At 63.1% G+C, this 24,111-nt stretch carries 21 protein-coding genes and 1 riboswitch; of the genes, 14 read left to right on the top strand and 7 right to left on the bottom strand.

What is annotated here, in order from left to right; genetic code table 11:
• The first annotated feature begins 141 nt into the window (after positions 1–141).
• The gene (locus J2X76_RS20175) at positions 142–2,703 is read left to right on the top strand and encodes a methyl-accepting chemotaxis protein (protein WP_310219071.1); all 2,562 of its coding nucleotides are present in this window, start codon (positions 142–144) and stop codon (positions 2,701–2,703) included.
• Between the two features lie 108 nt (positions 2,704–2,811).
• Here the strand turns inward: J2X76_RS20175 and moaA are convergent, their stop codons facing one another.
• The gene (gene moaA / locus J2X76_RS20170) at positions 2,812–3,801 is read right to left on the bottom strand and encodes a GTP 3',8-cyclase MoaA (protein WP_310219376.1); all 990 of its coding nucleotides are present in this window, start codon (positions 3,799–3,801) and stop codon (positions 2,812–2,814) included.
• Positions 3,802–4,022: 221 nt separating this feature from the next.
• Here moaA and J2X76_RS20165 point away from each other — a divergent pair, with 221 nt between their 5' ends.
• Entirely contained in the window at positions 4,023–4,397 is a 375-nt protein-coding gene (locus J2X76_RS20165; RefSeq protein ID WP_113285809.1) for a gamma-butyrobetaine hydroxylase-like domain-containing protein, read from the top strand.
• A gap of 11 nt (positions 4,398–4,408) precedes the next feature.
• On the opposite strand, the gene J2X76_RS20160 is transcribed toward J2X76_RS20165, so the two are convergent.
• Positions 4,409–4,888 (bottom strand): MarR family winged helix-turn-helix transcriptional regulator, encoded by a 480-nt coding sequence (locus tag J2X76_RS20160; protein ID WP_113129547.1) that lies wholly within the window; start codon positions 4,886–4,888, stop codon positions 4,409–4,411.
• Between the two features lie 47 nt (positions 4,889–4,935).
• Here J2X76_RS20160 and J2X76_RS20155 point away from each other — a divergent pair, with 47 nt between their 5' ends.
• From J2X76_RS20155 to J2X76_RS20145, 3 genes are all read left to right on the top strand, one after another.
• A complete protein-coding gene (locus J2X76_RS20155; protein WP_310219068.1) occupies positions 4,936–5,877 on the top strand; it encodes an alpha/beta hydrolase in 942 nt (313 codons plus the stop codon).
• Between the two features lie 66 nt (positions 5,878–5,943).
• Positions 5,944–6,552, top strand: coding sequence for a pyridoxamine 5'-phosphate oxidase family protein (locus tag J2X76_RS20150; RefSeq protein WP_310219066.1), 609 nt, complete (start codon positions 5,944–5,946; stop codon positions 6,550–6,552).
• A 139-nt stretch (positions 6,553–6,691) separates the two neighbouring features.
• A complete protein-coding gene (locus J2X76_RS20145; protein WP_113129550.1) occupies positions 6,692–7,081 on the top strand; it encodes a hypothetical protein in 390 nt (129 codons plus the stop codon).
• A 63-nt stretch (positions 7,082–7,144) separates the two neighbouring features.
• Here the strand turns inward: J2X76_RS20145 and J2X76_RS20140 are convergent, their stop codons facing one another.
• Both J2X76_RS20140 and fumC read right to left on the bottom strand, forming a co-directional pair.
• Positions 7,145–8,215, bottom strand: coding sequence for a GGDEF domain-containing protein (locus J2X76_RS20140; protein WP_113129551.1), 1,071 nt, complete (start codon positions 8,213–8,215; stop codon positions 7,145–7,147).
• A gap of 292 nt (positions 8,216–8,507) precedes the next feature.
• Positions 8,508–9,899, bottom strand: coding sequence for a class II fumarate hydratase (gene fumC, locus J2X76_RS20135; protein WP_310219064.1), 1,392 nt, complete (start codon positions 9,897–9,899; stop codon positions 8,508–8,510).
• 381 nt (positions 9,900–10,280) lie between these two features.
• Between fumC and J2X76_RS20130 the strand changes: the two genes are divergently transcribed.
• Positions 10,281–12,248, top strand: a complete 1,968-nt coding sequence (locus J2X76_RS20130) for a murein L,D-transpeptidase (protein WP_405030072.1) — start codon at positions 10,281–10,283, stop codon at positions 12,246–12,248.
• Between the two features lie 58 nt (positions 12,249–12,306).
• Here the strand turns inward: J2X76_RS20130 and J2X76_RS20125 are convergent, their stop codons facing one another.
• Complete coding sequence (locus J2X76_RS20125; RefSeq protein ID WP_310219061.1) at positions 12,307–13,008, bottom strand: HAD family hydrolase; 702 nt, start codon at positions 13,006–13,008, stop codon at positions 12,307–12,309.
• Positions 13,009–13,180: 172 nt separating this feature from the next.
• On the opposite strand from J2X76_RS20125, the gene rpiA reads away from it, so the two are divergent.
• From rpiA to gor, 3 genes are all read left to right on the top strand, one after another.
• Positions 13,181–13,876 carry a ribose-5-phosphate isomerase RpiA gene (gene rpiA, locus J2X76_RS20120; RefSeq protein ID WP_113285815.1) on the top strand — a complete coding sequence of 232 codons (696 nt, stop codon included), beginning with the start codon at positions 13,181–13,183 and terminating at the stop codon, positions 13,874–13,876.
• Positions 13,877–13,893: 17 nt separating this feature from the next.
• A complete protein-coding gene (locus J2X76_RS20115) occupies positions 13,894–14,598 on the top strand; it encodes a DUF2059 domain-containing protein (protein ID WP_113285816.1) in 705 nt (234 codons plus the stop codon).
• 116 nt (positions 14,599–14,714) lie between these two features.
• Positions 14,715–16,103 carry a glutathione-disulfide reductase gene (gene gor, locus J2X76_RS20110; protein ID WP_310219060.1) on the top strand — a complete coding sequence of 463 codons (1,389 nt, stop codon included), beginning with the start codon at positions 14,715–14,717 and terminating at the stop codon, positions 16,101–16,103.
• A gap of 24 nt (positions 16,104–16,127) precedes the next feature.
• On the opposite strand, the gene J2X76_RS20105 is transcribed toward gor, so the two are convergent.
• Positions 16,128–17,468: a pilus assembly protein gene (locus J2X76_RS20105; protein WP_310219059.1), complete on the bottom strand. Its 1,341-nt coding sequence runs from the start codon at positions 17,466–17,468 to the stop codon at positions 16,128–16,130.
• 322 nt (positions 17,469–17,790) lie between these two features.
• Between J2X76_RS20105 and J2X76_RS20100 the strand changes: the two genes are divergently transcribed.
• The 5 genes from J2X76_RS20100 to bluB all read left to right on the top strand — a co-directional run bounded on the left by J2X76_RS20100 (position 17,791) and on the right by bluB (position 23,307).
• On the top strand, positions 17,791–19,164 hold the full coding sequence (locus J2X76_RS20100; RefSeq protein ID WP_113285820.1) for a class II 3-deoxy-7-phosphoheptulonate synthase: 1,374 nt from the start codon (positions 17,791–17,793) through the stop codon (positions 19,162–19,164).
• 155 nt (positions 19,165–19,319) lie between these two features.
• Positions 19,320–19,730 carry a GFA family protein gene (locus J2X76_RS20095; protein WP_310219058.1) on the top strand — a complete coding sequence of 137 codons (411 nt, stop codon included), beginning with the start codon at positions 19,320–19,322 and terminating at the stop codon, positions 19,728–19,730.
• A gap of 60 nt (positions 19,731–19,790) precedes the next feature.
• The gene (locus tag J2X76_RS20090; protein WP_310219057.1) at positions 19,791–21,464 is read left to right on the top strand and encodes an NAD+ synthase; all 1,674 of its coding nucleotides are present in this window, start codon (positions 19,791–19,793) and stop codon (positions 21,462–21,464) included.
• Positions 21,465–21,479: 15 nt separating this feature from the next.
• Positions 21,480–22,310, top strand: a complete 831-nt coding sequence (locus J2X76_RS20085) for a TolB family protein (protein WP_310219374.1) — start codon at positions 21,480–21,482, stop codon at positions 22,308–22,310.
• A gap of 27 nt (positions 22,311–22,337) precedes the next feature.
• Positions 22,338–22,527: riboswitch (cobalamin riboswitch) on the top strand.
• Between the two features lie 93 nt (positions 22,528–22,620).
• Positions 22,621–23,307, top strand: coding sequence for a 5,6-dimethylbenzimidazole synthase (gene bluB / locus J2X76_RS20080; protein ID WP_310219056.1), 687 nt, complete (start codon positions 22,621–22,623; stop codon positions 23,305–23,307).
• Here the strand turns inward: bluB and J2X76_RS20075 are convergent, their stop codons facing one another.
• Positions 23,308–24,000, bottom strand: a complete 693-nt coding sequence (locus tag J2X76_RS20075; RefSeq protein ID WP_162736613.1) for a hypothetical protein — start codon at positions 23,998–24,000, stop codon at positions 23,308–23,310. It lies immediately after the preceding gene.
• Between the last annotated feature and the right edge of the window lie 111 nt (positions 24,001–24,111).

The following is a 24,111-nucleotide window of genomic DNA, read 5'->3' as shown; positions in this document are numbered from 1 at the left end:
AGGGTCCCGAATTAACCCTTGCTCAACCGAATTTGACGATTGTGAATGCCATTCATTCCCGCATGACGCTGGAATCGTGCCGTTGCCGTTTCGCGAATGCCGCTGACGCGAAAGCCGCATCTGGTTTGCAGTGGGGGAAAAATGTCTTTTATCGATCGTCTTCTTCAGAGCCGCAGGATCGTCACCAAGGTCCTGCTTTTCGTCATCCCGCTGGTGCTTCTGATCGCGGGTGTCGGCCTTGCCGGCTACTATACGGCCAGCATGCTGAACGGCCATATGACCGTGACGCGCGCGACGATCGAGAATATCGGCGATTTCGAAAACCTCCAGGCGGTTCTCCAGGAGTTCAACAGCAAGCCGGACAATACCTCGCTCGCGGCATTGAAGGCCGCCATCGACAAGCAGGAGAGCGGCGTGCGCACGCTTGAAGGTCTGCTGGTGACCGATGGCGACCGCGAGCGCGTTGCCGTGGTGACGGGTCTCGCGCCCAAGATGCGCGCCGCCACGGACGTGCTCTGGAAGATCAAGCAGAAGCGCGATGAGAACGCGGCAGCGGTCGACTCCAGCATCGAAGACGTGCGAACCGTGGCGACGGGGGTTTCGGACCAGGTCGCCAACGTCCGCAAGCAGTTCGAAGGCAAGGAAAAATTCGCCAAGAGCATGGTGCTGGAAGCCTATGCCTACAAGGCGATCGCCGAACAGATCGGCGAACTCCGCAATTCGGTCAAGGAGACCGGTACGGACGACGGCGCGATCGGCACCGCGGACATGTATCTCGGCATCCTGGACAAGACGTTCCAGGAGGTGCAGGCCTTCCTGACCCCGAACGGGATCAAGCAGCTGAAGCCGATCAACGACGCGATCAATGCCCTTGCGGCCACCATCAAGGGCAACAAGGATGTCGCGGAAAAGGCGAAGGCGGTGCGCGACACCGTTGCGGGCATGGAGCCGCTCCAGGCGAAAATGGAGGCGGAGGTCACCAGCAAGGCGGGCAACGCGGCGTCTCGTTTCGCCAGCATCGAAGGCGAGGTCGCGAGCCTGCGCACGCTTCTCGACCGCAGCGCCGAGGCGCTGCGGCTGATCGATGCCATGCAGCTCTATGTCGAGCGGCTGCGCGCCACGCAGACGGAGGAGGCCCGCAAGGTCGTCCTCGATGTCATGGCAAAGCTGAAGGATGCCAGCGCCGAAGTATCGGAACTGGCGAGAAATCCCGCCATGCGTGAATTCGCAACCCAGCTTCAGCCGCGCCTGAAGTCGATCGAGGACGATACCGCCCGGCTTCTGTCCATCGCAGCCGACTGGAGGAAGGCCCGGACTGCTGCCAATGAGACGCTGACGGCCGGCATGGCCGGCCTCAAAAATTTCGTGGCCCAGGCCCAGGAGGTCGGCAAGGAAGACAGCGAGCGTTCCGCCCAGCTGTCGCTCGTCGCCATGGTGGTCGGCACGCTGCTCGCCATTGCCGGCGGCCTGATGCTGGTGGAGACGCTGCGCGGCCCGCTGCGTCGCGTCACCGAAGTGATGAAACGCCTCGCCGACGGCGATCTCGAGGTCAGGATCGAGGGCCGCGAGCGCGGCGACGAAATCGGTGACATGGTCCGTTCGGTCACCGTCTTCCGCGATGCGGCAGTCGAAAACGTCCGTCTCGAACAGGATGCCGCTGCCGCCCGCGAGCTTTCGACGGCGGAAGCCGAGCGCCGTGCGGCCGAACGGGCACGCATTGCCGGCGAGCAGCGCCAGGCGCTGACCGCGCTCAACGAAGTGCTCGGCAAGCTCGCCGAGGGCGACCTCGAACGCAGCATGGACGAGAACCTGCCGGAAGACTTCATCGAAATGGCGCGCACCTATAACCAGGCCGTCGAGGCGCTGCGGGCCACGCTTGCCGACGTGCGTTCCACAGCCGAGGAGATCGACGGCGGCACCGGCAACCTGGCGTCTTCGGCCGACGATCTTGCCCGCCGCACCGAACAGCAGGCGGCAGCTCTCGAAGAAAGCTCGCGCGCCCTTCGCCATCTCAGCGACATCGTCCGCTCGACGGCCGAAAGCGCCAAGCAGACGTCGGTGTCTGTCAACGAGACCGAAGATTTCGCCGTCCGCTCCGGCGAGGTTGTGTCGCGTGCTGTCGATGCCATGGGCGAGATCAGCCGCTCCTCCGAAAAGATCGCGACGATCATCGGCGTCATCGACGAAATCGCCTTCCAGACCAACCTGCTGGCGCTGAATGCAGGCGTCGAGGCAGCCCGTGCCGGCGAGGCCGGTCGCGGTTTTGCCGTGGTCGCGCAGGAAGTCCGCGAGTTGGCGCAGCGTTGCGCCGGTGCTGCCCGCGAAATCAAGGGCCTGATCTCGGCAAGCTCGACCCAGGTCAGCAACGGCGTGCATCTCGTCGAGGAGACGGGATCGGCGCTGACCGAGATCATCACCCACATCACCGACGTCCGTAAGCTCGTCGCCCAGATTTCGGCAGCGACCGGCGAGCAGTCGACCGGCATCAACGAGGTCACCAAGGCGGTACAGGAGGTCGAGCTGATCACCCAGCGCAACGCCGCCATGGTCGAGGAAAACAACGCCGAGATCCACGGCCTGCGCCGGCGCGTGGAAATGCTGTCGGAAAAGATCGAGCGCTTCAAGACGCGCGATCCGAACGTCAGCTTTCACGCCGGCGCCACCGACCGCCGCCAGGCCCTCCGCCGCAGCAACGCGGCCTGAGACGCCGCGTCATATGCCTTCGAAAGCCGGGACGCGAGTTCCGGCTTTTTTGTTGAGCGCCAGGAAACGGGTGGCTTGAGTAGCTGAAGGCCAACTCGGCGCAGAAAATCACCCGCCGGTGACGCTCATGTGGCGGGCGACGGCGGGGCGTTTGTGGGTGCGGTCGATGATGAAGTCGTGGCCCTTGGGCTTGCGGGTGATCGCCTCGTCGATCGCGGCCGACAGGTAGTCGTCGCTCTCGGAGGCGCGCAGCGCCGTGCGCAGGTCGGCCGCGTCGTTCTGGCCGAGGCACATGTAGAGCGTGCCGGTGCAGGTCAGGCGCACGCGGTTGCAGCTCTCGCAGAAATTATGGGTCATCGGCGTGATGAAGCCGAGGCGGCCGCCGGTTTCCTTTACCTCGACATAGCGGGCGGGGCCGCCGGTCTTGTAGGGGATGTCGGTCAGCGTGAACTGTTCTTCGAGGTCGGCGCGCAGCTTGGAGAGCGGCAGGTACTGGTCGGTGCGGTCCTCGTCGATCTCGCCCATCGGCATGGTTTCGATGACCGTCATGTCCATGCCGCGGCCATGTGCGAAACGCAGCATGTCGGCGATCTCGAACTCGTTGAAATCCCTGAGCGCCACGGCGTTCAGCTTGATCTTCAGCCCGGCCCTTTGGGCGGCGTCTATGCCTTCCATGACCTTGTGGAAATCCCCCCAGCGGGTGATCGCCTTGAATTTTTCCGGGTTCAGCGTGTCGAGCGAGACGTTGATGCGGCGCACGCCGCTGTCAAAGAGCTCGTCGGCGTATCTGGCGAGCTGGGAGCCGTTGGTGGTCAGCGTCAGTTCGTCGAGCGCGCCCGCCTTCACGTGCTGGCCGAGTTCGCGCACCAGGAACATGATGTTCTTGCGCACCAGCGGCTCGCCGCCCGTCAGGCGGATCTTGCGCACGCCCTTGGAAATGAAGGTGGAACAGAGCCGGTTGAGCTCCTCCAGCGTCAGCAGGTCCTTTTTCGGCAGGAAGGTCATGTTTTCCGCCATGCAATAGGTGCAGCGGAAATCGCACCGGTCGGTGACCGAGACGCGCAGATAGGTGACGGCGCGGCCGAAGGGATCGATCATCGGCCCCTTGTCGGCGACGATCGGCGCTGCGCCTGCGACCGGTCCTGCGAAACTGTTCACGTGCTATTCTCCCTTACCTCGAAAGTGGGGGTTTCGAGCCCGCACGTCAAGTCTACGACACTCGGTCGCGCCAGGCCAGCACCGGACGCGAAACCGCTTGCGGCGAAACGCCGTAGCTCATAATCCTCCGCCATAGACATGACAATCGGGAGCCTAAAAGCATGAGCGACATCTGGCCGACGGAACTGCGGGTTTCCAAGGACCGCCACACGCTGAACGTCACCTTCAGCGACGGTACGGCTTATCCCTTGCCGGCCGAGACGATGCGCGTGCTTTCCCCTTCCGCGGAAGTGCAGGGGCATGGCCCGGGCCAGAAGGTCACCGTGCCCGGCAAGCGCGATGTCGGCATCGCGGCCATCACGCCGGCCGGCAATTATGCGGTGCGGATCCGTTTCGACGACGGCCATGACAGCGGCATCTTCACCTGGCCTTATCTGCGGGAACTCGGCGAGCGCGGCGCCGAACTGTTTGCCGACTATGAGCGGGATCTCGCCGACAAGGGCCTTTCGCGCGATCCGCCCCGACGGACCCGCTAAGCAGATCGGGATCAGGCCGGTTCGCGGCTGTCCTCTTGAATATCCGATTGCAGGGTGACGATCAGGCGCTCCATCGACTCCGCCATCGCCATGCATTGGTCCAGCGGCTCGGAGGAGAGCGTCCGCTCGATCAGGGCCGTCTGGATCGCCATTGCCCTTTCGGTCACCGAACGGCCTTCCGGGGTCAGGTAGAGGCGAAGCACGCGCTTGTCCTTCTTGTCGCCGCGCCGCTCGATCAGTCCGCGCTTTTCCATCTGCGGCAGCGCCATGCTCATGTTGGAGCGCCCCACCAGCAGCTTGTGGGCGAGCTCCTGCTGGGAGATCCCCTCGAACCGGTAGAGATTGATCAGGATGTCGAGATGCGGCGGCTTGATGTCCAGTTCGGCGAGCTCGCGGGTCAGCACGGTCTGCATCAGCTGGCAGGCGCGGGCCGTGGCAATCCAACTGCGAAAACGAGGATGATCCCAGGGGAGGGATTGATTTTTGTTCATTGCTGTACTTTATTGTTCATGATTGAACATTATTGGATTTTCCCACTATGCCACCCTTTGCACTCAAGGTCACCCGTTTCGGATTTGCCGCCTTAGGCCGGCCTTTCCCTGCCGCGGCCGCAAGGCTCGCCTTTCGGCTTTTCTGCCTGACGCCCTCGCGCCGCCCCAGGGGCGACAAGGCGCAGGCGATGGAGAAGGAGGGGCGGGATCGGCTCTCGAAGGCCCAGAAGATGCCGTTTACGGTCGGAGCGTCGACGGTGATGGCCTATCGCTTCAACGGCGACGGCAAGCCCGGCCGGCCGCGTTACCTGGTCGTGCACGGCTGGGGTTCGAGCGCCGCCTATATCGCGGCGCTGCCAGCGGGCCTTGCCGATACCGGCGCCGAGGTCGTGGTGCTCGATTTTCCAGGACACGGGCTTTCCAGCGGCCGCAGCCTCAACATGCGCCAGGCGGTCGAGTCAATCGTCGAGGCGGAAAGACGTTTCGGCCATTTCGACGCAGCCATCGGACATTCCTTCGGCGGCGCGAGCATGATGCTGGCCGCCGGCGGGGTGATGAAGGCCGTCGGCGCGATCTCGCCGTCGAAACTGGTGGTGATCGGCGCGCCGAGCCATATCCATTGGCTGTTCGACGATTTTTCGCGGATGGTCGGCCTGCCGCCGCGCGTCAAGGCGCAGCTGATCCGGCGGGCGGAGCACGTGGCCGGCGCCTCGCTCGACGATTTCGACACGGTCGCGAGCGCCGCGCGGCTTGGCACGCCTCTGCTGGTCGTGCATGCCGAGGAGGACAAGGAGGTCGCAGCCGACCACGCCCGCCGTTTCGAAGGACTTGGAACGGCGCGGCTCGAATGGGCCAACGGGCTGGGTCATCGCCGGATCGTCAGCGACCGCGGCGTGATCGCGACGATCGCCGCGTTCCTGACCGGAGATGACCGCCCGGGACGCCAGATCTCCGGAGTCGAGAGGCCGGGCGGCGACGCGGCCGCTTGATCCACGGGAACCGTCATCATACTGTCGCCCGCGCGGGTTACGGCCCGCCGAAATCGGGGGCGAATCATGACCATCATCACATCCGTCGAGCAGTTGAAGGCGATCTATGACGGCGTGTCGGAAGCCTCGATCGCCAAGGTGACGAAGACGCTGACCGCGGAATACCGGCAGATGATCGAGGCGTCTCCCTTCGTCGCGTTTGCCACAGTCGGGCCGGAAGGGCTCGACTGTTCGCCGCGCGGCGATCTCGGCGGCGCGGTGCGGATAAAGGACGAAGCGACGCTGCTTCTGCCCGACTGGCGCGGCAACAACCGCATCGATTCGCTGATCAATATCGTCCGCGACCCGCGCGTGGCGCTGATGTTCCTGATCCCCGGCTCCAACACGGCGATGCGCATCAACGGCCGCGCCGTGATTTCGGTGGAACCCGAACTGCTGCTGAGCTTCGAGATGGACGGCCGGCATCCGCGCAGCGTCACGGTCATCGCCATCAACGAGGTCTATTTCCAGTGTGCCCGCGCCCTGATGCGGGCGGAGCTCTGGAACCCGGAGCGTTTCGTCGATCCGAAGGACCTGCCGACGCCCGGCACGCTCCTGAAGGCCACCAAGGCCGATTTCGACAAGGAAACCTACGACCGCGAATGGCCGGAACGCGCCGCCAGGACCATGTGGTAGCACCGCCGGTCCATTCGCGGTCATAACGGCGTATCATTTTTGAAGAAGCAGCCGGCCGCCCGGCGTCGTCATGGACATTTGTCGCGGTCAGGGCAACAATCTAGTCGACCCGCCATAGGGGACGGGCACGGGGGATTTCATGAAGTTTGGAACCGGCTTTGCGGCGGTGATTCTGGCCGCGACGATGTTCGGCGCCCATGCGGCGCGGGCCGACCAGTTGATCGAGGAATACAACGCCTTCATCGGCGAGGATGACCTCTACAATTCCAGCAACGCGCGCCTGCAGGAGCCCTGGCAGATCATCCGCCAGGACCGCGCCAATTTTCACCGCTTCGGCGTCTCGCAGCGCGGCGACCAGAGCGACAGTTTCTTCGCTGACGCAGGCAATCGCGAGCTCGTCGAGCGCATGATCAGCCGCGGTACCATCGAGCGCAGCGCCCGCAGCGCCATCGTTCGCGGCAACGTCATGATCAACGTGCGGATTTTTCGGGGGCCGCGCGGCGATTACGTCAATGTCCTGGTGTATTGACAGGCCGTTTTTGCAAGCGGTTGCCGTGATGCCTGGGCATCACGGCCTGCGACCGAGGGGAATCTACTTCCTGTAGATCAGCCAGCTCTTGCCGACATAGTCCTTCTTCATGCCGTCCTCGAAGAACACCGACCGGTTGCGGCCGGAATTCTTGGCGGTGTAGAGGGCCGTATCGGCGTTGGCGTAGAGTTCGCCCGGGTCGCTCGCCTGCGAGCCCATCGCGAAGCCGAGGGAAATGGTGACCGGGCCGTAGTCGACGCCGGAGCGCGAATTGCGGAAGGTCCGGGTTTCCAGCGCCCGGCGGACCCGCTCGCAGATGATCATCACTTCTTCCGGCGTATTGCCCTCGACGATGATCGCGAATTCCTCGCCGCCCGAGCGGGCGACGAACACGTCCTTGCGAACGTTCGAGCGGATGACCGAGGCGACCGTCGCGAGGATCTTGTCGCCGACGGGATGGCCGTAGCTGTCGTTGATCTTCTTGAAATTGTCGATATCGGCCAGCACCAGCGCGGTGACCGGCAATACCGCCGAATTGTCGTAGGTCGCGGCAAGGCGCTCGTCGAAGGCCCGGCGGTTGGCGATGCGGGTGAGCGAATCGGTGTTGGCAATGCGCTTGTATTCGTCGAGTTCGCGGCGGACCTGGTCCATTTCTTGGCTGCGCTGGACAACGCCGCCGACGGTCTTCTCGCCATGCGCCATGGTATTGCCCGTCGCCTCGCTCAGGAGCATCAGCGCGCTGGTCAAAAGGTCGTTGGAAAAATTGCTCTTGGAGTTGATCCGCTGGGCGGTCTCTCCAAGCAGCCGGCCGTAGCTTTCGAGCGAGCTCTGTTCCTGGCGCAACAGTTTCAGGAGCGCGTCCAGTTCGCTGAGAAGCTTGCTATGGGCGTCTTCGATGACGGCCACCTGGCCCGTTCCAAGGTAGCGATGCGAAAGCGCGTCCAGCTCTTCCTGCGTCGCACGGCTGCCGAGCGCCGCCAGGTCGCGGGTCAGATCGGGATTGGAACCGATATAGGCTTCGTAGAAAAGCTGATAGTTACGAGGGATCGGCGCGACGCCCATCGATCGCACCGCATAGATGATCTGGCCGATCAGATCGCTAGATTGCGCCCTCGGCGCCGTTGCCGTCGTCATCGACGATCCCCACTAGATCCCACCCGTATGCTATGAAGCGAAGTAGTATGTGAAAAATGTTGGAAAAGAATTAAGGGGTACCAGCGGAAGAGCTTATTCTTAAATTTAACTCGCATTTCTGAATTTCCCCATTTTCCCTCAAAATTAATGGGTTTCCGGACTTTAGGGCCGAAAAGATATTCACTTTGTAAAATTTGATATATTCTCGAAATTAATCAATTGGACTGCCCTCAAGAGAAAGCCCGCCATTCGAGAGGCGGGCTTTTTCCGTTATATTATCAGATAGCTATGCTTATTTGGGGCCGATCATGTTTTCCGGGCGGACATACTGATCGAATTCCTCGTTCGTCAGGTATCCGCCGCCGACCGCCTCGTCGCGCAGGGTGGTGCCGTTCTTGTGGGCGGTCTTGGCGATCTTGGCGCAGATGTCGTAGCCCAGTCTGGTGTTAAGCGCGGTAACCAGCATCAGCGAGTTTTCCACGCCGCGTCTGATATTGTCTTCGCGCGCCTCGATGCCGACCACGCAATTGTCGGTGAAGGAAACGGCAGCGTCGCCGAGCAGCTGCACCGACTGCAGGAAATTATAGGCCATCATCGGATTGTAGACGTTGAGCTCGAAATGGCCCTGGCTGCCGGCGAAGGTCAGCGCCGCATGATTTCCGAAGATGTGGGCGCAGACCTGGGTGAGCGCCTCCGACTGGGTCGGGTTGACCTTGCCCGGCATGATCGACGAGCCCGGCTCGTTTTCCGGCAGCGACAGTTCGCCGAGGCCGGCGCGCGGGCCGGAGCCGAGGAAGCGGATGTCGTTGGCGATCTTGAAGAGCGCGGCCGCGGCGGCGTTGATCGCGCCATGCGCGAAAACCATTGAGTCGTGCGAGGCGAGCGCCTCGAACTTGTTCGGCGCGGTCACGAAGGGCAGGCCGGTGATCTTGGAGATCTCCTCGGCGACCTTTTCGGCAAAGCCGACGGGAGCGTTGAGGCCCGTGCCGACCGCTGTGCCGCCCTGGGCGAGCTTGGAAAGCGCCGGCAGCGTCAGTTCGATATTGGCGATCGCCGAGCCGACCTGCGCCGCATAGCCGGAGAATTCCTGGCCGAGCGTCAAGGGCGTGGCGTCCTGCGTGTGGGTGCGGCCGATCTTGATGATGTGCGAGAACGCCTTGACCTTCGCTTCCAGCGCTTCGTGCAGGTGCTTCAGCGAGGGGACGAGATGGCGCACGATGGTTTCGACGCAGGCGATGTGCATGGCCGTCGGATAGGTGTCGTTCGACGACTGGCTCATGTTGACGTGGTCGTTCGGATGCACGGGCTTCTTGGAGCCCATCACGCCGCCGAGCATTTCGATCGCGCGGTTGGAGATGACCTCGTTGGCGTTCATGTTCGACTGGGTGCCGGAACCGGTCTGCCATACGACGAGCGGGAAGTGATCGTTGAGCTTGCCGTCGATGACTTCCTGGGCGGCGTCGATGATTGCCTTGCCGAGCCCGGCGTCGAGACCGGCGAGTTCCATGTTGGCGCGGGCAGCGGCCTGCTTGACGATGCCGAGTGCGCGCACGACCGGAAGCGGCTGCTTTTCCCAGCCGATCTTGAAGTTGCCGAGCGAGCGCTGCGCCTGGGCGCCCCAATAACGGTCGCCTGCCACGTCGATCGGGCCAAACGTATCGGTTTCGGTGCGGGTCGATGCCATCTTCGCTGCCTCTTTTTGCTCGTGGTCGCTGCCGGTGTTTCAGAAGATCAACAACGCGTTACCGCGTCCGCGCCGGCCGGCGGCATTACTATACGATTGCGGCGCGTCCGCAAGCCGGGGAAACAGGGTTTTTGGCGTTCTTTCGCCGTGCCTTTTATGACACGGGCCGCGGAATTATACAGCAAAATCCGCCTGTCCACCCGCGGCTCGTCGATGGCCGTCAGTAAAAATTTAACGAATAGTTTCTTAACCTTCCGGCTGCGCACCGATGCTTTTTTGGCGGAGCCCGAACTGGCTGGACACACGGGCGTTTCTTTCCATCCCTCACGCGATCGGTTAGATGGCGTGATACATATTCGAGCCCGCGAATTTAAGACGCGGATGCAGGTGACGGGGACGACATTGCAATACAGACACAAGAAAACTTCGATCGCCTTGGCGCTTGTTTCGGGCATCTCGATCTTCGCCGGAGCGGCCGTTCCCGCACATGCCGTAACCCTTCTCGACATTTTGCGGGGCGGTCCCGGCGCCGACCGGGCGAGACGCGTCGATAACGGCCTGCCGGGTGTCGGCGGCAACGCGGCCCTGCCGACGGAGCGCAGCCTTGCCGATCCGGAGCCGCTGCCGAAAGTTTCCGGTCCTCGTTATTACACCTACAAGCCGGATGCCGAACGCCTCGTGAAGACGGCGGGTTTTGCGGCGATATCGGCGACGGATGGCAGCCGCCTGATCGCCGAGGCCAAGGTTTCGGCGCCCGCGGAAATCGCGACCGCCCTCGAGGCCTTCTACGCCAAGGCCGCCCAACCCGTCTGGATCTCCGGCGGCGACGTCAATGAAAAGGCGAGGGGCGTCCTGGCGCTCTTCGAACGCGCCGGCGAATACGGCCTGGAGCCCGCCGATTACATCCTGCCGGTCCCGGCGCTGACCACGGCAAGCGTCGCGGCGCCGACCGATGCGGCAACGCCGGTCAACGCTTCGGCGACGGCTATGGCTGTCGCTACGGGGGCTGCGTCGACCCCGGCTCCGGTTGCAGCCGCCGACAGCCATGACCGCGCCCTGATGCAGTTCGAACTGGCCCTGTCGGAAAAGGTGCTGGTGTTCGCGCAGGATATGATGCGCGGCCGCATCGATCCGAACAAGCTGTCGGGTTACCACGATTTCAAGCGCAAGGACGTCAAGCTTTCGCTCGTTCTGCCTTTCGCGCAGACCGGCACGGACGTCGCGGCCTACCTGCAGGGCCTCGCGCCGCAGGGCCCCCAGTTCCAGGCGCTGAAGGCCGAACTCGCAACGCTGCGTGCCGCGGCCGCCAACGACGGCCCCCGCATCTCGCTGCCCAACGACATTCTCCTGAAGCCGGGCAAGAGCAGCCCGGATATGGCAAGCATCATCGCCGCCATCCAGCACACCGGCTCCGAGGCGCTGAAGACCAAGCACGCGGCGACGTTTGCGGCCTATCAGCAGACCCCGGACTACACGCCGGAACTCGTCGAGGTGGTCAAATCCTTCCAGGCCGAAGTCGGCCTCAAGGCCGACGGCGTCATCGGCAATGCGACGGTGCGCAGGATGGTCGGCCATACCTCGAAGGACAAGATCGAGAAGGTCGAGGTCGCCATGGAACAGGCGCGCTGGCTGCCGGACGATCTCGGTCAGCGTTACGTCTTCATCAATCAGCCGGCCTTCATGGTCTATTACCACGATCGCGGCGCCGAACAGTTCTCGATGCGCGTCGTGGTCGGCGGCAAGGCCAACCAGACCTATTTCTTCCAGGACGAGATCGAGACGGTCGAGTTCAATCCCTATTGGGGCGTGCCGCAGTCGATCATCATCAACGAGATGCTGCCGAAGCTGCGCCAGGACCCGAGCTATCTCGATCGTCTGGGTTACGAGGTCTCGATCGGCGGCAAGGCCGTTCCGTCGAGCAGCGTCAACTGGTTCGGATCCACCGAGAAGGTTTCCGTCCGCCAGCCGCCGTCGAGCGACAACGCTCTCGGCGACCTGAAGATCCTCTTCCCGAACAGCCACGCGATCTACATGCATGACACGCCCTCGAAGAGCTTCTTCCAGCGCGACATGCGGGCGTTGAGCCACGGTTGCGTCCGTCTCGCGGAACCGCGCAAGATGGCGGCCGCCGTGCTCGGCACGACGATCGACGACGTCAACGGACGTATCGCCGCCGGCCAGAACGTCGCCACCAAGGTGCCGGTCAAGATCCCGGTCTACGTCTCGTACTTCACCGCCTGGCCGAACAAGGACGGCAAGGTCGAATATTTCGACGACGTCTATGGCCGCGACGACGCGACGGTGAAGGCTTTTGCCGCAACCACCAAGGTGCGTGCGGCACAGAGCTGAGTTCCGGACGGACCGAGTTTCGGATTGCGGAGTAGGGCGGCCTGGTGCCGCCCTCTTCTTATTTGGCTGCCGCCACCCGCTTCACGTCGGCGGAAATCAGGGTTTCCACCATCTCCACGGTCAGCTGGTCATAGCCGCTGATCACGCGATCGGGGTTGAGCGTCTCGACGGCGACGTCGGAATAACCGAAGGTCACGGCGACCGAGGCGATGCCCGCATTCTGCGCGGCCAGGATGTCGTTGACGCTGTCGCCGATCATGACGCTCCTCGCGGGATCGCCGCCGGCCCGTTCGATCGTGCCGAAGATATGCCGTGCATCCGGCTTGCGGACGGCGAACGTATCGCCGCAGGTCATTGCGACGAAACGATCGAGCAGGCCGAGCTTCTGGAGAAGCGGGAAGGCGAGCTGTCCGGACTTGTTGGTGCAGACGGCGAGCCGCATTCCCGCCGCCGACAGGCGGTCCAGGCAGGCGACGACGCCGTCATAGGGGCGGCTCCTGCCCGGCATCTGCGCCTCGTAATGCTCCATGTAGCGGTCGAACAGCCTTGCGGCGGTCGGTTCGTCGAGCGGCGCCCGGCGAAGTTCGAAGGCGCGGCGGATCATCACGCGCACGCCCTGGCCGACAAGATGCGTGAGGTCCTCGAAGGTGACGGGCGCAAGGTCGACCGCCGAAATCGTATGGTTGAGGCTGTCGATCAGATCCGGTGCGGTGTCGATCAGTGTGCCGTCGAGGTCGAAAATGACGAGTGGAGCGGTCAATGGAACCTCGTGAACGTCGTTCGGGAGATGTCCCGGATTAAGCAATGCTGCCGTGAAAAGCAAATATGCGAGATTCGCGACCCTTCGTAAAACCCGCTGCAAGGGGACTTTCGTTTGCCGGGAGAGGCGTGTAAACAGCGGGTCGGCAAAAACAGCGGGGAGCTTTTGGCGGATGGACGCCCGGGAAATGAAAGTCAAGGCGGCGCAAGCGGCACTGGCCTATGTCGAGGACGGCATGAGGCTTGGCATCGGCACCGGTTCGACGGCGGACGAATTCGTCAGGCTACTCGCCGAAAAGGTTGATGGGGGCTTCAAGGTCGAAGGCGTACCGACGTCGGAGCGCACCGCAAGGCTCTGCGTCGAGCTCGGTATCCCGCTGAAATCGCTCGACGAACTTCCGGAGCTCGATCTGACCATCGACGGCGCCGACGAGGTCGATGCCAACCTGACCCTGATCAAGGGCGGCGGCGGTGCATTGCTGCGCGAGAAGATCGTCGCCGCGGCCTCCGCTCGCATGATCGTGATTGCCGACGAAAGCAAGCTGGTCGGCATGCTCGGAGCCTATCCGCTGCCGATCGAGGTCAATCCCTTCGGCCTTGCGGCGACCCAGATCGCGATCGAAAAGGCTGCCTCCAGGCTGGGGCTGAGCGGCGCGCTGAATCTGCGCAAATCCGGCGCCGATATCTTCATGACGGACGGTGGCCACTACATTCTGGACGCATCTTTTGGCCGCATTCCTGATGCAGACGCTCTGTCGGCGGAGCTTAATTTCATTCCCGGTGTCGTGGAACACGGGCTGTTCATCCACATGGCGTCCTTAGCGATCATTGCCGGTGAGGCTGGAGCGCGGACGCTCGAGGCGAAATAACTAGGAGCAACACACTCATGATCAGATTCGCGGTTCTCGGCCGTGCCGCCGCTGTGGCGATCCTCTTCTCCGGCGCCTTCACGGTATCGGCTCGCGCACAGGAAGTTTCGGAAGCCCAGCTTGCCGCTGCGCGCGATGCCATCGCGGCGCTCAATGTTACCGATCGCTACGACAACATCCTGCCCAACCTCGCAGAGCGTCTGAAGGCCCAGTTCATCCAGGCCTCTCCGAACTTCCAGGGGCAGATCTCCAACGTCGTCGACGAACAGGCGCTGGTGCTTGCGCCGCGCCGCGCCGACCTGGAAAAGGAAGCCGCGACCATCTACGCCAAGAGCTTCTCGGTCGACGAGCTGAAGTCGATCTCCACCTTCTTCAACACGGAAGCCGGCAAGAAGCTGCTGACCAACCAGCCGCTCGTCAGCCGCGAACTGACCAAGGCCGCTGAAATCTGGGCAAACGGAATTTCCCGCGACCTGACCAACCAGAGCTCCGAAAAGCTGCGCGGCATCATCGACGCAAACCCGATCAAGCCGCCGGTCGTCGATCCGGCTCCCGCCGAAGCCCAGGCAGCACCCGCACCGGCAAAGCCCGCTGCGCCGCCGGCCAAGCCCGCTGCCGCGCCTGCCGCCAAGCCCGCCGCTCCCGCAGCAGCCGCGCCGGCCAAGCCTGCCGCTCCGGCCGCCAAGCCCGCTCCGGCTCCGGCTCCCGCGCCGAAGCCCTGATCGCATCCGCGACCCGCTGAATTTATGGAAGCCCGGAGCAATCCGGGCTTTTCCTTTGGGGGCTTCCGTCACTATATGTGAGCCACATCCAGCCGCCTGCTTCCAAGGAGAATGCCATGACCGCCTATGACTATGATCTCTTCGTGATTGGCGGCGGATCGGGCGGCGTGAGGGCAGGGCGCGTGGCCGCGTCGCTCGGCAAGCGGGTGGCGATCGCCGAGGAATATCGGTTCGGCGGCACCTGCGTCATCCGCGGCTGCGTGCCGAAGAAGCTGTTCGTCTATGCCTCGCAATATCACGAGCATTTCGAGGATGCCGCAGGTTACGGCTGGGAGGTCGGCGAAAGCACGTTCGACTGGAAGAAGCTGATCGCCGCCAAGGACAAGGAGATCGCCCGCCTCGAAGGCCTTTATCGCAAGGGCCTTGAGAACAACGGTGCGGAAATCCTCGAGACCCGCGCCGAACTGGTCGATGCCCATACGATCCGGCTTGTGAAGACCGGCAAGATGGTGACCGCCGAAAAGATCGTCATCGCGACGGGCGGCGCTCCCAACCCGCATGCCGCGCTGCCCGGTCACGAGTTCTGCATCTCCTCCAACGAGGCCTTCCATCTGCCTGAACTGCCGCGTTCAATCCTGATCGCCGGCGGCGGCTACATCGCGGTCGAATTCGCCAACATCTTCCATGGCCTCGGCGTCGATGTGACGCTGATCTATCGCGGCAAGGAAATCCTGTCGCGCTTCGACCACGACATGCGCCAGGGCCTGCACAAGGCGATGGTGGAAAAGGGCATCCGCATCATCCTGACGGACGTGATCGAGGAGGTGACGAAGACGGCGGCCGGCGGTCTGGTGGCGAAAACCATGTGTGGCGAAACGCTCGCCGTCGACACGGTCATGCTGGCGCTCGGCCGTGATCCGAACACGCACGGTCTCGGCCTGGAGGGCGCGGGCGTCGAGGTGAACGATAGGGGCGCCATCGTCGTCGACAAATATTCGCGCACCAGCGTGCCGCATATCTATGCGCTCGGCGATGTCACCGACCGGGTACAACTGACGCCGGTCGCGATCCACGAGGCGATGTGCTTCATCGAAACCGAATACCGGAACAACCCGACCGCTCCCGACCACGACCTGATCGCCACCGCCGTGTTCTCGCAGCCGGAGATCGGCACCGTCGGCCTGTCGGAAGAGGAGGCCGCCAAGCGCTATCCGGAACTCGAAATCTACCGCGCCGAATTCCGGCCGATGAAGGCGACGCTTTCGGGACGGTCCGAAAAGATGATCATGAAACTGGTCGTCGATGCGGCGAGCCGCAAGGTGGTCGGCGCCCACGTCCTCGGCCACGATGCCGGCGAGATGGCGCAGCTTCTCGGCATCTCGCTGAAGGCCGGCGTCACCAAGGACGATTTCGACCGCACCATGGCCGTTCATCCGACGGCGGCGGAAGAACTCGTCACCATGTACAACCCGAGCTACCGGGTGAAGAACGGCGAGCGCGTTTGACGCGCTCGCGGCTTCGGCGCGACCTCAGCTGGTGATGCGCGGAGTGCTGACAATCTTGCGGAAAAGGGTATTCATGGCTGCAGCAATACCTTCGGTCGGGCTCACCTCGAAGTAATAGCCTTCGGTGGCGCAGGCCTGCATGTTGTTCGGAATTTTAGGCTGAAACGGCGCGATCCAGCTATTGTAGAAACTGTTCTCCGGCAGAGGCAGATAGGTCGTGTATAGCACGGCGATCTTGACGCCCCGAAGCTTGATATCGTTGCAGTACTGGACGTCGATCGGTTCCATGCAGCGTGGCAGTTGTTCTGATCCCACCTTGGTATGGGTCAACTTCTCTTTGCAGTTGGCGCGCTGCGCGTCACCCACGCCATCCCCGACCAGGAAGACGATCGCCTGTCGGTCGGCAGAGCTCGTACCACCGCCAGTCGACTTGATCTTGTCGCTGATGCCGGTCAGGGCCGCGTTGTAATCTGTCTGGTTGTTTGGGTAATCGTGACTTGGGATACTCATCAGCTGAATCTTCTGCGTTGCCTTGCTGAGAGCATCGAAGTCGGTCGTGGGATTGGCGACGGTAAAGAGTTTTGCGTCCAGTGCAGTTTGCCCGAACGTGTACGCCGCCATACGGAACTGGCCGGTAACTGTTTGCGTCTCCTTGGCGGTGCTCATAAGTGCGGCAACCGCATCTGCCACCACGTCGATGCGGATTGTCGCCCCAATAGTTTTTGCGAGGTTGTAATAGCTGCCTGTATCCTCGACGCCGCTTTCGGAAACGATATGACAGGCGAAGGCGCAATCCTTGTCTTTGCCGTTGCGGCCATTGATCGTCGCCGCCCGGAGCTTGGCCACGTCTGCAGGTGTCGCCCCAACCCCCATCGAGGGCGTGTTGTCGAGCAGCATGTAGAAGTCTAGGAACGATGGTGTCTGGTATTGCGCGGTGGCCTGGCCGGACACGGTGATGTCGTCCTTGCCGAGAATGGTCATGAACGCAGTCGGCAGGGTTGCGCTGAACGATACGCGCGAGGTCAGCACGCCGTTGGTCTTCAGCACGTCTATATCGACGCTGACCGGTAGGGTGGAAAGTTCGCCGGACATCTGGCCGAGGAAGATGCCTCGGGCCTCCGCGGGATCGAGCGACACGCTGCCGTCGCCCTGCAGCTGCATCGCCTGGGCGACCGCCTTGGACTTCTCGGCGATCGCGCCGACGGCAGCCGCATCGGCTGCGCCGACGAGTTGCTGCTTGACGGTAAGGGCGTGGCCGAAATCAAGCGCCATGCCGGCGGTCCCGATCAGCGGAACCAGCAGAAAGGCAGTCATGACGCCGAAATTGCCCCGGCGATCTTTCCAGAAACGTGTTATCGGACGCATCGCCTGCTCCCCAGCAAGAAGACCTTGGGCGAAACCTCGCCCAAAATCGTGAAATTGTGGCTAAGAACGGCAATAAAATCCCGCTCATGCGCCGATTTCGTACTGCAGGCGATCGACCGGCCGCCGGAAGCATGGAGGGCCGCCGGGAAGGCCTCCGCAGCGGGGCGCCTTTTGCCCCAACGGGGGCAGCCCGCTCAAGGCGGATCGGGGCAGGCGGCGGCGCAAACCGGCTATGCAAGGCGGCTGTTAAGGTTTATAAGCCGCCTCGATTTTAAGGGCGTTTGCCCGGCAGTGGATGCCGTGGCCGAGACAGGTGAGTGAGATGGCACAGAATTGGACCCCCAGCAGTTGGCGGCAAAAACCGATCCAGCAGGTCCCGGAATTTCCGGACAAGGCCGCGCTGGCCGCGACGGAAGCTCAGCTCGCGACCTTCCCGCCGCTCGTCTTTGCCGGTGAAGCCCGCCGCCTGAAGAAGCAGCTCGCCAGCGTCGCGGAAGGCAATGCCTTCCTGCTGCAGGGCGGCGACTGTGCCGAAAGCTTCGTCGAGCACGGCGCGGACAACATCCGCGACTTCTTCCGCTCGTTCCTGCAGATGGCCGTCGTCCTGACCTATGGCGCCCAGCTTCCGGTCGTCAAGGTCGGCCGCATCGCCGGCCAGTTCGCCAAGCCCCGTTCCTCGAATATCGAAGTTCAGGGCGGCGTCGAACTGCCATCCTACCGCGGCGACATCATCAACGGCATCGAGTTCTCGCCGGAATCGCGCATTCCCGATCCGGAACGCCAGATGATGGCCTATCGCCAGTCGGCGGCGACGCTGAACCTTCTGCGCGCCTTCGCGATGGGCGGTTATGCCAATCTGGAAAACGTCCACAAGTGGATGCTCGGTTTCGTCAAGGATAGTCCCCAGGGCGAGCGTTACCGCAAGCTCGCCGACCGTATCAGCGAAACCATGGATTTCATGAAGGCGATCGGCATTACCGCGGAAAACCAGCCGAGCCTGCGCGAGACGGATTTCTTCACCAGCCATGAAGCGCTGCTGCTCGGTTACGAAGAAGCTTTCACCCGCGTCGACTCCACATCCGGCGACTGGTACGCGACCTCGGGCCACATGCTGTGGATCGGCGACCGCACCCGCCAGCTCGACCATGCGCATGTCGAATATTTCCGCGGCATCAAGAACCCGATCGGTTTGAAATGCGGCCCGTCGCTGCAGGCCGACAACCTGATCGAACTGATCGACGCGCTGAACCCGGCCAACGAAGCCGGCCGCCTGACGCTGATCTGCCGTTTCGGCCACGACAAGGTCGCCGAGAACCTGCCGAAGCTGATCCGCGCCGTCGAGCGCGAAGGCAAGAAGGTGGTCTGGTCCTGCGATCCGATGCATGGCAACACGATCACGCTCAACAACTACAAGACCCGGCCCTTCGACCGGATCCTGTCGGAAGTCGAGAGCTTCTTCCAGATCCATCGCGCGGAAGGCACCCATCCGGGCGGCATCCATATCGAGATGACCGGCAAGGACGTCACCGAATGCACCGGCGGCGCCCGCGCGGTGACGGCCGGCGACCTGCAGGACCGCTACCATACCCATTGCGACCCGCGCCTCAATGCCGACCAGGCACTGGAACTGGCCTTCCTGCTCGCCGAGCGGATGAAGAGCGGCCGCGATGAAAAGCGGATGGTCGTCAACGGCTGAACCGTGGAAGATCGTTGAGATCCAAGAAGGCTGGCGGCGACGCCGGCCTTTTTTGTTTTTGCATGGCTTTGGCTGATGCTCACCATCAGCCGAATAGATTTGACCCCGAGGCCGCAGGTCGCGACATTGAGCCATTCTTTCGTCGGAGAGTTTGCATGGATCAGAAGAACAGCGGCCGTTGCCTGTGCGGTGCGATCCGGTTTGAGACGGTGGGGCCGCTGAGGACGGTCACGGCCTGCCATTGTTCGCAATGCCGCCGGCAGACCGGGCTCTATTATGCGGCCACTAGCGTGCGTTTCGAGAACATGACGCTCGAAGGCGAGGAAATGCTGAGCTGGTATCGCGCCAGCGACGAAGCGCGGCGCGGCTTCTGCTCGAAATGCGGCTCGGCACTGTTCTGGCAGGCGGAGGGTGCGCAAGCCATTTCGATCCTGGCGGGCGCCTTCGACCAGCCGAGCGGGCTCGTCATGGGCGAGCACATCTACTGCGCCGACAAGGCGGATTTCTACGACCTGCCGCAGGACGGCGTGCCGCATTATCCGGGCGACCGTCCCGCATCTTCCTGAACGACAAAAAACTCTCGCAACGACGTTGCCGCCACCTGCGGCTGACGCTAAATCGGTACCATGACCCAGGACATAAGCCAGACTTTCCGTATCGCCGTCGCCCAGCTCAACCCGACCGTCGGCGATATCGCCGGCAATCTGGCGCTGGCCCGAGAAGCCCGAAGAGATGCTGCCCGAGAAGAGGCGGATATCGTTCTTTTCACCGAGCTTTTCCTCTCCGGTTATCCGCCGGAAGACCTCGTCCTGAAGCCGGCTTTCCTGAAGGCCTGCCTGAAGGCCGTAGAGGAGCTCGCGGCGGATACGGCCGAAGGCGGCCCGGGCGTCATCATCGGCTTCCCCCGCCAGGGCAAGGAAGGCCGCCACAATTCGATCGCCGTGCTCGACGGCGGCAAGGTGATCGCCGTGCGCGACAAGATCGACCTGCCGAACTATGGCGAGTTCGACGAGAAGCGCGTCTTCATCGCCGGCGAGATGCCGGGCCCGGTGAATTTCCGGGGCGTCCGGCTCGGCATCCCGATCTGCGAGGACATCTGGGGTGATCTCGGCGTCTGCGAGACGCTGTCGGAAAGCGGCGCGGAAATCCTGCTGGTGCCGAACGGCTCGCCCTATTATCGCGGCAAGGTGGATATCCGCCATCAGGTCGTCCTGAAACAGGTAATCGAGACCGGCCTGCCGATGATCTACGCGGCCCAGCTCGGCGGCCAGGACGAACTGGTCTTCGACGGCGCCAGCTTTGCCTTCAACACCGACAAGTCGCTCGCCTTCCAGATGAGCCAGTTCGAGCCGGCGGTCGCCGTCACCGAGTGGCGACGGATCGGCGAGACCTGGCACTGCGCCCGCGGGCCGATGGCGCGCATCCCGGAAAAGGAGGAGGCTGACTATCGCGCCTGCCTGCTCGGCTTCCGCGACTACGTCAACAAGAACGGCTTCAAGTCGGTCGTGCTCGGCCTCTCCGGCGGCATCGACAGCGCCATCTGCGCGGCGATCGCCGTCGATGCGCTCGGCGAGGAGAGGGTGCGCACCGTGATGCTGCCCTATCGCTATACGTCCGAAGACTCGCTGAAGGACGCCGCCGATTGCGCGAAAGCACTCGGCTGCCGTTACGACATCGTGCAGATCGCCGAGCCGGTGGACGGTTTCTCGTCGGCGCTGGCCGAACTGTTCGAGGGCACCGACGAGGGCATCACCGAGGAGAACCTCCAGAGCCGCGCCCGCGGCACGATCCTGATGGCGATCTCCAACAAGTTCGGCTCGATGGTGGTGACGACCGGCAACAAGTCCGAAATGTCGGTCGGTTACGCCACCCTCTACGGCGACATGAACGGCGGCTTCAATCCGATCAAGGACCTCTACAAGATGCAGGTCTATGCGCTGGCCGCCTGGCGCAACGAACATCTGCCGCCGACTGCTCTCGGCCCGAGCGGCGAGGTGATCCCGAAGAACATCATCTCCAAGGCGCCCTCCGCGGAACTCAGGCCCAACCAGACCGACCAGGATTCGCTGCCGCCCTATCCGGTCCTCGACGACATTCTCGAATGCCTCGTCGAGCTGGAAATGGGTACGGAAGAGATCGTCGCACGCGGCCACGACATCGCCACCGTGCACCGGATCGAGCACCTGCTTTATCTTGCCGAATACAAGCGGCGGCAGTCGGCGCCCGGCGTCAAGATCACCAAGAAGAATTTCGGCCGCGACCGGCGTTACCCGATCACCAACCGTTTCCGCGACCGGTAGGAGGGGATCATGGCCCTGCGCAGCTCGGTCGAGATCTTCAACATCCGCACCCGGCACAACCGGGTGGTCTGGCAGACGGAGGCGCTGTTCGAGGCGCCGAACTGGTCGCCGGACGGCCGATACCTGATGCTGAACAGCGACGGCCTGATCTATCGGCTGTCGCCGGATGGTGACGGCGGTCCACAGCTTGTCGATACGGGCTTTGCCCAGCAATGCAACAACGACCACGGTATTTCGCCGGACGGATCGCTGATCGCGATTTCCGACAAAGCGGAGTTCGGCAAGTCGGCGATCTATGTTCTTCCCGCAGGTGGAGCTACGCCGAGGCTGGTGACGCGGAACCTGCCATCCTACTGGCACGGCTGGTCGCCGGACGGAAAAAGCTTCGCCTATTGCGGCATCCGCGGCGACGAGTTCGACGTCTATACGATCGGTATCGAAGGCGGCGAGGAAACCCGGCTGACTTTTGGCGAAGGCCGCAATGACGGGCCGGATTATTCGCCGGACGGCCAGTGGATCTATTTCAACTCCAGCCGCACGGGTGTGATGCAGATCTGGCGCGTTCCGGCATCAGGCGGCCCGGCCGAGCGGATCACCGACAGCGGTTACGGCGACTGGTTTCCGCATCCGTCACCGAAGGGTGACAAGATCGTTTTCGTCTCCTACGACGCCGATGTCTTCGACCATCCGCGCGATCTGAATGTTCGCGTCCGGCTGATGGACATGGACGGCGGCAATGTCGAGACGCTGTTCGACCTCTTCGGCGGACAGGGCACGATGAATTCGCCCAACTGGTCTCCGCAAGGCGACAAATTCTCCTATGTGCGCTATTTCCCTGTCGCATGATGACCTTGCCGATGCCGGCGCACCGGCATAAAACCGATCCTGTCAGGTGCCGGCGGCAAGCCGGAGAATCGGGAATCCGGGGCAGATCCGGAACGTGCCCAGCGCTGTGAGGTGGACGCTCGGCCGCAGGAGTTTTAGCCACTGGGAAACCGGGAAGGCGGCGGCAGGAAGCGGATGAAGCCAAGTCAGAAGACCGGCCTGACACGATAGACCGACCCGCGCGGACGGCGGAAGGTTTCGGACCTCTCCTTGCTTCTGAAAGGCTCAGCCTAGGAAGGAAGGGAAGCGACGGCATTGTTGGGGATAAACGATGCAGCCTGACCCTTTTGCGCATGCCTTGCTGCCTGCCGGTGAGTTTTCGAAAGTCGAACGCGCGGCCGTCTACAGGGCGATCGAGACGCGCCGCGACGTGCGCGACCAGTTCCTGCCCGATCCGCTGCCGGACGACCTGGTGATGCGCCTGCTCGGCGCCGCGCATTCCGCGCCCTCGGTCGGCTTCATGCAGCCGTGGAATTTCATCCTTGTCCGCGATCCGGCGGTGCGGGCGGCGGCACGGGCCGCCTTTTCGAGCGCCAATGAAGAGGCCGCGGAAATGTTCGGCGGGGAGCGCGGCGACCTCTACCGCAGCCTGAAACTCGAGGGCATCGTCAAGGCGCCGCTGTCGGTCTGCGTCACCTGCGATCCGGATCGTGCGGGACCGGTCGTGCTCGGCCGCACCCACAATCCGCGCATGGACGCCTATTCGACGGTCTGCGCCGTGCAGAACCTCTGGCTCGCGGCACGGGCCGAAGGCGTCGGTGTCGGCTGGGTCAGCATTTTTCATGACGAGGACGTGCGGGCGCTGCTCGGCATTCCGGATCGCATCGAGATCGTCGCCTGGCTCTGCCTCGGTTATGTCGACCAGCTTTACAGCGAGCCGGAGCTGGCCCTCAAGGGCTGGCGCCAGCGCCTGGCCCTGGACGAGCTGATCTTTCAGGACCGGTGGGACAGCCGCTGACTATTGCTGCGGCTGCGGTCCGGCCGATTTCGGATGGGCGAGATCGATACTCTCGTTGGGCAGGAAGGTCGGCCCGACGGTGCGCACCTTGTTGTTCGGGTCGTATGGCCGCTCCGGTGGCGGGGTGAGCACCGGCGGCTGGACGGCGGCCGCCTGCGGCTTTTGCGGCGGGCGGGTGCGCAGGTTGGTGATCCCGGAATAGGGCTGCTCTTCCTTCGGAAGTTCGATCCCCGGCACTTTTCGACGGTCGTCCACGACAGGCGGCAGCGGCTCGAAGGAGGGGATGCAGCGCTGTTCGCGGATGGCGGCGAGAATGGTGGTCCGCTCCTCCGAGGGCAGGATCATCTGCCGCGAACTGTTGCGTTCGGCGGTCAGCGCATCGCGGCTCTGCTCCATTCCGTCCAGCGCCTCCCGCATCTGGCGGCAGACGTCGGCATTGGGGCCGCCGAGGACGACGACGCTGCCGTTGCCGCAGCCGGCCCGGCGCATGTCGATCCTGAGTTCGCGGATATCGGCATTGTATTCGCCGAGCTGCTGGGCGTAGCTGCGCGCCGCGGACGTGCTGCCGATGATCTCCGCGCTGTTGCCAAGTTTCCGGTAAAGCGCCGCGCAAACGGCAGGATCCCCCGCAAGCGCTGCGGCAGGCAGAAAAAACAGCGGTACGGTCAGCAGGCCGCGAAGCGGTATCGGCAATTCCGGAATCCTCTCCAGAGTGGAGATTGCATCATGGAACGTGCCGGTTGACAATTTTATAAAACCGCGGGCATCGCCGTCAAAATTGGCCAATATCCGGCGCAGGTCATT

The organism is Neorhizobium sp. 2083, from assembly GCF_031455615.1.
Classification (GTDB): domain Bacteria; phylum Pseudomonadota; class Alphaproteobacteria; order Rhizobiales; family Rhizobiaceae; genus Neorhizobium.
This window is presented reverse-complemented; position numbering and strand designations above follow the sequence as displayed.

What these genes read in the sequence shown, in the direction of transcription:
- J2X76_RS20155 (WP_310219068.1), top strand. Translation starts at nt 4,936, where the DNA reads ATGCCACCCTTTGCACTCAAGGTCACCCGTTTCGGATTTGCCGCCTTA.
- J2X76_RS20100 (WP_113285820.1), top strand. Translation starts at nt 17,791, where the DNA reads ATGGCACAGAATTGGACCCCCAGCAGTTGGCGGCAAAAACCGATCCAG.
- J2X76_RS20150 (WP_310219066.1), top strand. Translation starts at nt 5,944, where the DNA reads ATGACCATCATCACATCCGTCGAGCAGTTGAAGGCGATCTATGACGGC.
- J2X76_RS20160 (WP_113129547.1), bottom strand. Translation starts at nt 4,888, where the DNA reads ATGAACAAAAATCAATCCCTCCCCTGGGATCATCCTCGTTTTCGCAGT.
- J2X76_RS20090 (WP_310219057.1), top strand. Translation starts at nt 19,791, where the DNA reads ATGACCCAGGACATAAGCCAGACTTTCCGTATCGCCGTCGCCCAGCTC.
- J2X76_RS20175 (WP_310219071.1), top strand. Translation starts at nt 142, where the DNA reads ATGTCTTTTATCGATCGTCTTCTTCAGAGCCGCAGGATCGTCACCAAG.
- bluB (WP_310219056.1), top strand. Translation starts at nt 22,621, where the DNA reads ATGCAGCCTGACCCTTTTGCGCATGCCTTGCTGCCTGCCGGTGAGTTT.
- J2X76_RS20145 (WP_113129550.1), top strand. Translation starts at nt 6,692, where the DNA reads ATGAAGTTTGGAACCGGCTTTGCGGCGGTGATTCTGGCCGCGACGATG.
- J2X76_RS20140 (WP_113129551.1), bottom strand. Translation starts at nt 8,215, where the DNA reads ATGACGACGGCAACGGCGCCGAGGGCGCAATCTAGCGATCTGATCGGC.
- gor (WP_310219060.1), top strand. Translation starts at nt 14,715, where the DNA reads ATGACCGCCTATGACTATGATCTCTTCGTGATTGGCGGCGGATCGGGC.
- fumC (WP_310219064.1), bottom strand. Translation starts at nt 9,899, where the DNA reads ATGGCATCGACCCGCACCGAAACCGATACGTTTGGCCCGATCGACGTG.
- moaA (WP_310219376.1), bottom strand. Translation starts at nt 3,801, where the DNA reads ATGATCGATCCCTTCGGCCGCGCCGTCACCTATCTGCGCGTCTCGGTC.
- J2X76_RS20095 (WP_310219058.1), top strand. Translation starts at nt 19,320, where the DNA reads ATGGATCAGAAGAACAGCGGCCGTTGCCTGTGCGGTGCGATCCGGTTT.
- J2X76_RS20115 (WP_113285816.1), top strand. Translation starts at nt 13,894, where the DNA reads ATGATCAGATTCGCGGTTCTCGGCCGTGCCGCCGCTGTGGCGATCCTC.
- J2X76_RS20130 (WP_405030072.1), top strand. Translation starts at nt 10,281, where the DNA reads ATGCAGGTGACGGGGACGACATTGCAATACAGACACAAGAAAACTTCG.
- J2X76_RS20105 (WP_310219059.1), bottom strand. Translation starts at nt 17,468, where the DNA reads ATGCGTCCGATAACACGTTTCTGGAAAGATCGCCGGGGCAATTTCGGC.
- J2X76_RS20165 (WP_113285809.1), top strand. Translation starts at nt 4,023, where the DNA reads ATGAGCGACATCTGGCCGACGGAACTGCGGGTTTCCAAGGACCGCCAC.
- rpiA (WP_113285815.1), top strand. Translation starts at nt 13,181, where the DNA reads ATGGACGCCCGGGAAATGAAAGTCAAGGCGGCGCAAGCGGCACTGGCC.